Origin of the sequence: Streptomyces sp. NPDC006476 (assembly GCF_040612015.1) — a bacterium.
Lineage (GTDB): Bacteria > Actinomycetota > Actinomycetes > Streptomycetales > Streptomycetaceae > Streptomyces > Streptomyces griseorubiginosus_B.
Window position 1 is genome coordinate 68,339 of record NZ_JBEXPK010000044.1, and the last position, 10,472, is coordinate 78,810.

Sequence of the window (10,472 nt, forward strand, 5' to 3'; positions counted from 1 at the left end):
GGTCCGTGCGGCATGGGGGTCTGGGCCTCCTCGCCGTCTGTGGCCGCAGGTCCGTGCGGCATGGGGGTCTGGGCCTCCTCGCCGTCTGTGGCCGCGGGTCCGTGCGGCATCGACAGGTGGTCCATGACGCGGGCCAGGTTGGGGCCCTCGGGAGGTGTCGGAGCGGGACCGGTGGTGATGCCCAGGGTGTCCAGGACCCGGTGGAGGCGGGCCGCGTCGGTGCGCCATTTGCGGTCCACGACCTCCTCCGGGTACTCCTGCCAGTCGACCGGCGACCAGTCGGGGCCGGCCTCGGGGCCGCCGTGGAAGAGACGGGCGGCGAGCAGGGAGGCGGCCTCGTCGACCGCGCCGGGCTCCTCCAGGAGGTCGCAGGCGGGGCGCTCGCCCAGACGGGAGGCGAAGCCCTCGGCCAGACGGTCGCGGCGGGACAGCTCGGTGAGCGCCGCCACCACCCCGGCGTCCAGGCGAGAGGGCCAGCGGCCCATCCGCCAGGCGGGCAGCGCCACCCGGGTGAGCAGCCGGTCCCAGCCCGCGTAGGCCAGACCGACCTGTTCCTGGGCGACGATGCGCAGTCCGTAGTCCACAGCCTGTGCACGCTCGGCGGCCGCCGCCGCGACCCCGCGCTCCATCAGCGCGGCGTGCTCCCGGCAGCCGCGCAGGAGGAGACGGGCCACCGCGCCGATCCCCGCGCACACCAGACGGGTCCCTGGACAGCGCCCGGACGACGAGGCGACGGCCACGGCGGCGTCCAGACCCCGGACGAAACGGCGGGCGGCGGCTATGTCGGGATGCGCCGAGGGACCCGTACCGGCGACGACCGGGGCGAGAACCGCGCGCAGCTCGCCGACGCGCATCCACCACAGGAACGGGGAGCCGATGACGAGGACCGGCGCGGCCGGCGCACGGCGGTGGTGCGACGCGCGGACGCCGGCTATCTCGTCCGCACGGTCGTCGGCCGGGGGCGGGCCGTGGGCCGGGTGGGTGCGGTCCTCGAGCCAGCTGTCGCAGTCCGGGGTGAGCGCTATCGCGGACGGTGCCGGGACGTCGAGCCGGTCGGCGAGGTCGCGCACCATTCGGTACAGGTCGGGGGCGGACTCCTCCGCGATCGGGACCGTCGGGGTCACGGCCGGCCGGGCCCGCGCGATGACCAGTGCGACGGCGCCGGCGGCCAGCAGGACCGCCACGGCGACGGGGGTCACGGCCCAGCGGGCCGCGTGCCAGAAGGAACCCACCAGATGCCCCGTGGAACCGCCGGCCAGCAGGATCACGGCGAGGGCCGCGGGGAGCAGGGCCACGGCCAGCGCACGGCTGCGGACGCGCAGCACGGCGAGAGCCCTCGAGCGCGCTGCCTGCGCGCCCGCTTCCACACCCATCGCGGTACCGGTCACGACCGGACCTCACCCCCTCCCTGACTGTCCCGGCCGGCTGGCCGTCTGGCGTTGCCCACTCCCCCACTGTGGCACCCGCCACTGACATCGCAATGCCGGTGGGCCAAGTGCCGGAACGCTTGCGCCGCACCCTAGTTGGGGCCCCCGCCCCCGTCAGCGGGATGGGGCAGCGGTCACTCGATGGAATGGCTTTGGTCAGAGGTGGATGACGGTCAGCGAGGATCAGGCCCCGGTTATTGACTCAGGTTCGAATTCGCCGCCGGGTGCTTTTGGGTTGGCCGCCGGGTGCTCTCGGGTTCGTTTCGCGGGGCGGGGACGCAATCAGGCCCCGCATCCGAAGACGGACACGGGGCCTGGAGGGTTCATCCGGACGTACGGCCGGTCAGGCGCCCGCCGCCTTCGCCGCGATGTCGGTGCGATGCTGTGAGCCGTCGAGGCGGATGCGGGCCACGGCCCGGTAGGCGCGGTCGCGGGCCGCGGTGAGGTCCCTGCCGGTCGCCGTGACCGACAGGACGCGTCCGCCCGCGCTGACGATCGCGTCGCCGTCGCGCTTGGTGCCGGCGTGCAGGACGTAGGCGTGCGGAGCGTCCTCGGCGGCGACCTCGTCGAGGCCGGTGATCGGGTCGCCGGTGCGCGGGGTCCCCGGGTAGTTGTGCGAGGCGACGACCACGGTGACCGCGGCGTCCTCGCTCCAGCGCAGGGGCTCCAGGTCGGCGAGGGTGCCGTTCGCGGCAGCGAGCAGGACGCCGGCCAGCGGGGTCTTCAGCCGGGCCAGGACCACCTGGGTCTCGGGGTCGCCGAAACGGGCGTTGAACTCGATGACCCTGACTCCGCGCGAGGTGATCGCGAGGCCGGCGTAGAGAAGACCGGAGAACGGGGTTCCGCGGCGGCGCATCTCGTCCACCGTCGGCTGCAGGACCGTCTGCAGGACCTCGTCCACGAGCTTGGGGTCGGCCCACGGGAGCGGGGAGTACGCGCCCATGCCGCCGGTGTTCGGGCCCTCGTCGCCGTCGAGGGCCCGCTTGAAGTCCTGGGCGGGCTGGAGCGGGAGGACCGTCTGGCCGTCGGTGATCGCGAAGAGGGAGACCTCGGGGCCGTCCAGGAACTCCTCGATGACCACGCGCTCGCAGGAGTTCGCGTGGGCCCGGGCGGTGTCCAGGTCGGCGGTGACGACGACGCCCTTGCCGGCCGCGAGACCGTCGTCCTTGACGACGTAGGGGGCGCCGAAGGCGTCGAGGGCGGTGTCGACCTCGTCGGGGGTGGTGCAGACGTAGGACCGCGCGGTGGGGACGCCGGCGCCCGCCATCACCTCCTTCGCGAAGGCCTTCGACCCCTCGATCTGCGCGGCCTCCTGGGAGGGGCCGAAGACCGGGATCCCCGCCTCGCGCACGGCGTCGGCGACACCGGCCACGAGCGGCGCCTCCGGGCCTACGACCACGAGCTCGGCGCCGAGCTGTTCGGCCAGCGCGGCCACGGCCTTGCCGTCGAGGGCGTCGACCGCGTGCAGCTCGGCCACCTCGGCGATGCCTGCGTTGCCGGGGGCGCAGTGCAGGGCGGTGACGTCGGGGTCGAGGGACAGGGAACGGCACAGGGCGTGTTCGCGGGCGCCGCTACCGATGACGAGGACCTTCACGGGGTTCAGGGTAACCGGCGTGGCCTTGTGCGGGTTGCCGAGGGCGGGCGGGGGGCCTTCCTGTATGTTCCTCCGAACGCCGCCGGGGCGTCGCGGCTGCCGCTCGGGGTGCTGCCCGCTCAGCCCCGCTTCGGCCGGGAGAGCCGAACATGGCCGATCCCGGCCCGGTAGTGGGTGGGTTCGGTACCGCGAGTGGGTTCAGTGCTGCAGGTGGGTTCAGTGTCGTGGGTGGGCTCGGTGCCGTCACTCGTTCGTGAACTCCTCCACCACCGTCGCTCCCAGTTCCCGGACGATCAGTTCATGGCCGGAGAGGGCCGATTCGTTGAGGTCGGGGTCGTCGTCCTCGGGGATGTCGTCTTCCGGGGCGACCGGGGTGGGGGGCTCGGGGGTGGACGGCTGGGGTGCCGGTGTGGCCGCCGCAGGGGGAGCCGGAACGGACGTGGACGCGGTGGGGGTGGTGGGCGTCGACTGCGGCGGTGCCGGGCGCTGAGCCGTCGTAGCACCGCCGTAGGAGGCACCGGTGTAGGAAGCGCTGGGGGCGCCCGTCGTGCCGTAGCCGCCTCCTCCGCCACCACCGCCGCCGTAACCGCCCTGCGCGCCGCCTCCGCCGTTGAAGCCGGAGGGGCCGCCGGTCGGTGCGGGGGCCGAGCCGCCGGACGGGTCGACAATCGCCTCGATCTTCCACTGCACGTTGAACTGCTCGGCCAGCGCCTGTCGCAGCACGTCCTCGCTGCCGCTGCTCGCGAAGTTGTCCCGGGCGCCGGCGTTGACGAAGCCCAGCTGCAAAGTCGTGCCGTCGAAGCCGGCGACCTGGGCGTTCTGGCTGAGCAGGATCCAGGTGAAGCGGCGGCGGTTCTTGACGGCCTCCAGGATGTTCGGCCAGAGCATGCGGGGGTCGAGACCGCCGCTGGGAGGCGCGTAGGTGGGCGCGGGGGACGCCGGTGCCGGTGACTGTGGGGCCGGTACGGGGGCCGACGGGGCCGGAGTGGACGCGGCGCTGGGCGTGGCCGGGGCCTGACCGGCACCTGCCCCTGCACCTGAACCGGCGCCCGCCGCGTTCGCCGTCGGCCAGCCGCCGGGACGCCGGCCGCTGCCGGCGGTGGCCGCGGTGGGCCAGGCGCCGGGCGCGGGAGCCTGAGCGGGGGCCGGGACGGGCGTCGCGGGCGAGGAGGGCTGGTGCGGAGGCTGGGCGTGCTCGGACCGGCCTCCGGGAGGAGTCGCGCCGGGACCCGAGCCGCCGGGTGCGCCCGGGCCGGTGGACTCGCCGGCCGGATCGCCAGAGGGCGCCGACCCGGACGTACCCCCTACCGCCGGGCCGCCTGCTCCACCCCCCGGAATCCCACCCCCAGGCACACCGGCACCGGGACCGCTGCCACTCGGCACACCACCGCCTGGCACACCACCCCCCGGCCCGGAGCCACCAGGACCGAACCCGCCAGGCCCGGCCCCACCCGGCACCGACCCGCTCGCCCCGGGGCCACCCGCCCCGGAGCCGCCCGGCATGGAACCCGCGGGCACGCCACCAGCCCCCGGCGCCCCCGCCCCGGGGCCCCGTACCGCCGCCCTCGCCGCGGCAGGACCGCCGCCGGGAGGCACCGGACCAGCCGCCATCGGTCCCGCATGCGCCTCCGGCCCCGGTACGTAGCCCATCGCGGGCGTGCCCGCACCCGAGCCCGCCGAGAAGTTGACGCCTCGCTCCAGGCGGTCGAGGCGGGCCATGACCGAGCGTTCGTCGCCGTAGGCGGCGGGGAGCAGCACGCGTGCGCAGATGAGTTCGAGCTGGAGGCGGGGCGAGTTGGCGCCGCGCATCTCGGTGAGGCCGTCGTTGACGAGGTCGGCCGCGCGGCTGAGCTCGGCCGCGCCGAAGGTGCTCGCCTGGGCCTGCATCCGCTCGATGACGTCGGCGGGGGCGTCGATGAGCCCCTTCTCGGCGGCGTCCGGCACGGCGGCGAGGATCACCAGGTCGCGCAGCCGCTCCAGCAGGTCGGCGACGAAGCGGCGCGGGTCGTTGCCGCCCTCGATGATCCGGTCGACGACCTCGAACGCGGCGGCGCCGTCGCCGGTCGCGAAGGCCTCGACGACGGAGTCGAGAAGGGAGCCGTCGGTGTAGCCGAGGAGGGAGGTGGCCATGGCATACGTCACACCCTCCTCCCGCGCACCGGCGAGCAGCTGGTCCATGACGGACATCGAGTCACGCACGGACCCCGCGCCGGCGCGCACGACGAGGGGCAGGACGCCTTCCTCGACCGGGATGTTCTCCTTCTGGCACACCTGGCCCAGGTATTCCCGCAGGGTCCCCGGCGGCACGAGCCGGAAGGGGTAGTGGTGGGTCCGCGACCGGATGGTCCCGATGACCTTCTCGGGCTCGGTGGTGGCGAAGATGAACTTGAGGTGCTCCGGGGGCTCCTCGACGACCTTCAGCAGTGCGTTGAAGCCGGCCGACGTGACCATGTGGGCCTCGTCGATGATGTAGATCTTGTACCGGCTGGCGGCGGGTCCGAAGAAGGCCTTCTCGCGCAGCTCACGGGCGTCGTCCACACCACCGTGAGAGGCCGCGTCGATCTCGATGACGTCGATGGAGCCCGGGCCGTTCCGCGCCAGGTCCCGGCAGGACTGGCACTCTCCGCAGGGCGTCGGGGTGGGTCCCTGCTCGCAGTTCAGGCAGCGGGCCAGGATCCGGGCGCTGGTCGTCTTGCCGCATCCGCGCGGGCCGCTGAACAGGTACGCGTGATTGACCCGGTTGTTCCGCAGCGCCTGCTGCAACGGGTCGGTGACATGCTCCTGCCCGATGACCTCGGCGAACGACTCCGGGCGATAGCGGCGGTACAGCGCGAGAGACGACACGCATACGAGGTTATAGGCGCCCACTGACAACCAGCCCCGCCGCCGGGACCCCGGAACGCAAGCGCCCCCCACGCACCCGCCAGAGCCAACCTACCCTTGCTGCCTTCCGGCCCTGGGGGAGTTCAGTCAGATAGCGCCGCGTGAGGGGCTCCGCACAGAGTACCCGACGTCAGCGGGTGGGAACGAGTTCGCGAGCACTCCTCTCGGTCATGTAATGTTTCCGGCGGAGGATTCGCCTAGAGGCCTAGGGCGCACGCTTGGAAAGCGTGTTGGGGGCAACCCCTCACGAGTTCGAATCTCGTATCCTCCGCCAGTGCCTCACCGGGCACGATGTCGAAGGGTCCCCTGGAAACAGGGGACCCTTCGTCGTTGTCACATCTGTCGGTGGGCTAGTGTCCGCACCGGCCTGGCCAACCTTTTGCCAACCGGCCGGGCGACAACCACGTTTGCCGAAGAACTGGCGGGTCATCGCGCGCGCTGTCTCGATCCGGCGGCCGGTCTTGGAAGCCGTCGTGACAGCTGTCTCACCGTGGGTAAAAAACTTCGCACTCTCCGCACAGGCCGGCGAAAGCGCTCGCCTGGAGGTTGCTGTTCCGGACCGTCGGTACAGCGCCTTGTAGACGCCCCAGCCACTGCCGATCTTCACGCGTGCGCCGAAGCCGCCCCAGACGAGAGGCCCGGAACCTGGTCAAGGTCCGGGCCTCTGGCGATCGTCCGTCTCGGCTTCCGCCCATCGCCGAGAATGGTAGCGATAGAGATAGTATCGCCAGAGATACTATCTTCCCCGGGAGTCCGGATGCGTCGTTTCATCGGGCGGGAACGCGAGCTGAGCGTGCTCGGCAACGCCTTGCAGGCGGTTCGCGACGCCGTCGGGTCGGCGAGACCCGGTCAGTGCATCCTCATGCGCGGACGGAGGCGGGTCGGCAAGTCCAGCCTCGTCGAGGAGTTCATCCGGCGGACCGGGGCGCCGTACCTCTTCTTCACCGCGGCGGGCGGCACGGCGGAGGATGAGTTGACCGAGCTGCTGGACGCCGTCGCCAGATCCACCCTGCCGGAGCGGGAACTGTTCTCGGAGGAGACCCCGGCGCAATGGAATGCGGCACTCAGGCTGCTTGCGGAGGTCCTGCCCGACGATGCTCCCAGCGTCGTCGTCATCGACGAGGTTCCGTACCTGATGGACCGCATCGACGCCTTCGAGGGCATGCTCCAGCGGGCATGGGACCGGCTGCTCAGCCGCAAGCCGGTGCTTCTCCTTCTGGTCGGGTCCGATCTGTCGATGATGGAGGCGCTGAACAGCTACGACCGGCCCTTTCACCAGCGGGGGCGGGAAATGGTCGTGGGATCTTTGAACCCGGCCGACATCGGCGACATGCTCGGTCTGTCTCCGGCGGCCGCGTTCGACGCCGCCCTGGTCACGGGAGGCCTCCCTCTGATCTGTGCCGAGTGGCGGGCCGGAGCGGATGTCCGGGAGTTCCTCCGCGACTCGCTGGACAACCCGATCTCGGCGCTGCTCGTCTCCGCTGAACGGTCACTTGCCGCGGAGTTTCCACCGCAGGCGATGAGCAGGGAAGTCCTACGGGCCATCGGATCCGGGGAGCGAACCTTCACCAACATCGCTCGCGCGGCGGGCGGCATCGCCCACACCACTCTCACCCGGGCCACTGACGTCCTGACCGAGAAAGGGGTCGTGGCCGCCGAACTGCCGCTCTCGCTCAGGCCGTCGAAGGAACGCCGCTACCGGGTGGCCGACCCCTACCTGCGCTTCTGGCTCGCGTTTCTGGATCCGCACATGGCGGAGATCGAGCGGATGCGAGGGGACCTCACTCTGAGCCGCATCAAGGAGCAGTGGACGAGCTGGCGGGGCCGCGCGATCGAGCCACTGGTCCGGGAATCCCTCGCCCGCCTGCTGCCGGACGGGCTCCTGCCCGCCGCCCCGGCGATCGGCGGATACTGGACCCGCAGCAACGATGTGGAAATCGACTTGGTGGGTGCCGACCGGCAGCCGGTGGCCAAGCAGTTGCTCTTCCTCGGCTCGGTCAAGTGGTTGGAGAACTCCGCGTTCGACAGCCACGACCTGGCGGCACTGCAGAAGCACCGGGCGGCGGTCACCGACGAGCCAGTACCGCTCGTGGCGGTCTCTCGCAGCGGGATCGGGTGTTCCGGCCTGCAGGCGGCCTACGGCCCCGACGAACTGCTCACCGCCTGGCGCAAGGTGTGATCAGGGCACTCGCATCCTCCGCCTTCGCCGGCCCTCTGTAGGTATCGGTAGGTCTCGGCGGCCAGCTTCGGTCGCGCTTCGGGAGGGTCAGGACAGGAGGAGTAGGGACGCGAACAGGGTCGCCGGGCCGTACCAGGACGCCGGGAGGTGTTCGTTCAGGACGGTGACGAGCCAGTGCGTGTCCAGGGCCAGGACCAGGGGCAGGACCAGCAGGGCCGCCGTCCCGAACAGGGCGCCCATCACCGCGTCGGACGGATGGCCGTGGGTGGTGATGAGCCGGCCGCGATCAGCGAGCAGACGGTGTACGACAGTCCGGCGCCCGCAGCGGGCAGCACGCCCGTGAGGTCCATCGGGGTGGAGGCGGCTATGAGTTCGGGGCCCAGGACGGCAGGCCCGCCAAGACCGGCGCGCCGCCCAGAGCGATGACCGTGGCCACGGCCACGCCCGTACGGGCCGTTGCCGGGTAGAAGGCGACCGGATAGCCAGCCACCGCCAGGGCGCCGAGCAGGAGCGGACGTCGCTTGGCGCGGGTGCCAGGCCGCGTGCAGTGAGCGGGCGGCGCGCGAGATCAGGAGCAGCAGGGTGCCGCCTAGGGCTAGACCGGCGCAGCCGATGGCCGCCGCCGGGGCGCCGGCCGGTGCCAGGGAGCTCGCGGTTCCGGTCGTGCCCCACAGCACGGACGAGATGAGGATGGGGACGGGGCCGCCCAGGAGACCGGCGCGAGATGGGCGCGCGGGAGACAGGGAGAGCGCGCGGTTCAGCACAGTCGTGTGGGCGTTGGGGGCGGGGGATCACACCGCTGTCAGTGTCCGCGCCCAGGAAAGCCGCCGGGGCGGTGGCTCGAGGAGCGCCGGGGTCCGGAAACCGTCGGATCATGGACAGAGCAGCCAATCATCAGCAAAGCGCCTGATCATGAACAAAGTGACCTTCGGCCTCGTATCACCTCATAAAGCCCGAAGGGGATGATCCACGTGGTGATCTCGACCCGAGTCGCACTCCGCACGACGGCGCTGGCGTTCTCCGCCGCGCTCTTTCTGGCCGCCTGTTCCAGCGGAAGCGGCAGCAGTGGCAGTGGCAGTGGCAACTCCAGCAGCGCCGCGGGCGCGGCCAAGGCCGGGTCCGGGACGCAGGTGAAGGTCACCGAGACCGAGTACTCACTGAAGCTGTCCCGGAACTCCTTCACGCCCGGCACCTACACCTTCACCGCCGACAACGCCGGCAAGGTCACCCACGCCCTGGAGATCGACGGGCCCGGGGTGTCGGACGTGAAGACCAAGAACCTCCAGGGCGGCGGCATGGCAGCGCTCACGGTCACCCTCAAGAAGGGCACCTACGAGCTGTACTGCCCCGTCCCCGGCCACAAGCAGCTCGGCATGGACACCCACATCAAGGTCTCCTGAAGGGTCCGCTCGGACCCCGGCCGGTCACGGCTGGCAGCGCGGGCACCACACGGTTCCCCTTCCCGCCGTACGGGAGCGCCGTAGCGGGGTGCCGCAGCGTGGGCAGATCGGGGTGCGGTCGTCGCGGTGGCCGGTGAGCCAGGAAGGGCGTGGGGGGACGCGGCCGGCGGTGACCGATGAGCGCAGGGTGCGGCGCATCTGTTCGTAGAGGCGGCGGCGGTCGGGCTCGGTGAGTTCGTTCGCCCGGACGCCGGGGCGCAGGCCCGCCCGCCACAGAATCTCGTCGGCGAGCAGGTTGCCGAGTCCGGCCAGGGCGGACTGGTCGATGAGGACCGTCTTGACGGCGGCCCGGCGCTCCGAGAGCACGGTCTCGAACTCCGCCCGTCCCACCGTCAGCGCGTCGGGCCCCTGGCGGGCGAGCATCCGCTCGACCTCGTCGCCGCCCCACGCCAGCCACAGCCCCTGCAGCTTGCGCTGGTCGCGGAAGCGGAGTTGGCGCCGGGCGCCCACGCCGAACAGGACCCGGTCGTGGGCCTCGGCCTCCTCCTCGGGACGGGCGCACACCAGGCTCCCGGTCATCCCGAAGTGCAGCATCAGCGTGGGGCCGCCGGTGTGCGCGAGCAGCCACTTCCCGCGCCGCTCGGACGCCGTGAACCGCCGCCCCTCCAGCGCCTCGCGGAACCCGCGCACGCTCGTCCCGTGCAGTACGCCCGCGTCCCGCACGTCGATCCGGCCGATGACCCTGCCCTGCGCGCAGGACACGAACACCTGCCGGAAACCCTCGACGTCCGGCAGCTCAGGCATGGCAACAGCACAGCACCGGGCGGCCCAGCCCGCCACCCAGGCGGGCATCAGCGCCCCGTACCACTCGCTCAGCCCCGCAACAGCTCCCGTACCACCGCCACCTCGCCCGCCGGCACGGTGACCGAACCGGTCGTGGGTTTGCCGGAGAGGAGTTCCGTCGCCTCGGGGGAGACGGGGATGTGCGC

General features: G+C 72.2%; 7 protein-coding genes, 1 tRNA gene and 1 other RNA gene. 3 read left to right on the forward strand and 6 right to left on the reverse strand.

Features of this window, described 5'->3' with window-relative positions:
- The 4 genes from ABZZ74_RS36510 to ffs all read right to left on the reverse strand — a co-directional run.
- On the reverse strand, positions 1–1,373 hold a 1,373-nt coding region (locus ABZZ74_RS36510), incomplete at its 3' end, for a hypothetical protein (protein ID WP_356772452.1).
- A 397-nt stretch (positions 1,374–1,770) separates the two neighbouring features.
- Positions 1,771–3,021, reverse strand: a complete 1,251-nt coding sequence (purD, locus tag ABZZ74_RS36515; RefSeq protein ID WP_356772437.1) for a phosphoribosylamine--glycine ligase — start codon at positions 3,019–3,021, stop codon at positions 1,771–1,773.
- A 243-nt stretch (positions 3,022–3,264) separates the two neighbouring features.
- Positions 3,265–5,865, reverse strand: coding sequence for a DNA polymerase III subunit gamma and tau (locus tag ABZZ74_RS36520; RefSeq protein ID WP_356772439.1), 2,601 nt, complete (start codon positions 5,863–5,865; stop codon positions 3,265–3,267).
- A gap of 54 nt (positions 5,866–5,919) precedes the next feature.
- An RNA gene (gene ffs / locus ABZZ74_RS36525) (signal recognition particle sRNA small type) lies at positions 5,920–6,018 on the reverse strand.
- 72 nt (positions 6,019–6,090) lie between these two features.
- On the opposite strand from ffs, the gene ABZZ74_RS36530 reads away from it, so the two are divergent.
- Positions 6,091–6,178: transfer RNA gene (locus tag ABZZ74_RS36530), tRNA-Ser, on the forward strand.
- A gap of 483 nt (positions 6,179–6,661) precedes the next feature.
- Positions 6,662–8,083: an ATP-binding protein gene (locus tag ABZZ74_RS36535; RefSeq protein WP_356772454.1), complete on the forward strand. Its 1,422-nt coding sequence runs from the start codon at positions 6,662–6,664 to the stop codon at positions 8,081–8,083.
- A gap of 87 nt (positions 8,084–8,170) precedes the next feature.
- Here ABZZ74_RS36535 and ABZZ74_RS36540 read toward each other — a convergent pair whose 3' ends face one another.
- A complete protein-coding gene (locus ABZZ74_RS36540) occupies positions 8,171–8,323 on the reverse strand; it encodes a hypothetical protein (protein ID WP_356772441.1) in 153 nt (50 codons plus the stop codon).
- Between the two features lie 734 nt (positions 8,324–9,057).
- On the opposite strand from ABZZ74_RS36540, the gene ABZZ74_RS36545 reads away from it, so the two are divergent.
- Positions 9,058–9,483 carry a plastocyanin/azurin family copper-binding protein gene (locus tag ABZZ74_RS36545; RefSeq protein WP_356772443.1) on the forward strand — a complete coding sequence of 142 codons (426 nt, stop codon included), beginning with the start codon at positions 9,058–9,060 and terminating at the stop codon, positions 9,481–9,483.
- A 24-nt stretch (positions 9,484–9,507) separates the two neighbouring features.
- On the opposite strand, the gene ABZZ74_RS36550 is transcribed toward ABZZ74_RS36545, so the two are convergent.
- On the reverse strand, positions 9,508–10,287 hold the full coding sequence (locus ABZZ74_RS36550; protein ID WP_356772444.1) for a DNA-formamidopyrimidine glycosylase family protein: 780 nt from the start codon (positions 10,285–10,287) through the stop codon (positions 9,508–9,510).
- Between the last annotated feature and the right edge of the window lie 185 nt (positions 10,288–10,472).

Bases quoted from the DNA above. Each gene is read 5' to 3' on its own strand.
- ABZZ74_RS36535 (WP_356772454.1), top strand. From the start codon at position 6,662: ATGCGTCGTTTCATCGGGCGGGAACGCGAGCTGAGCGTGCTCGGCAAC.
- ABZZ74_RS36540 (WP_356772441.1), bottom strand. From the start codon at position 8,323: ATGGGCGCCCTGTTCGGGACGGCGGCCCTGCTGGTCCTGCCCCTGGTC.
- ABZZ74_RS36550 (WP_356772444.1), bottom strand. From the start codon at position 10,287: ATGCCTGAGCTGCCGGACGTCGAGGGTTTCCGGCAGGTGTTCGTGTCC.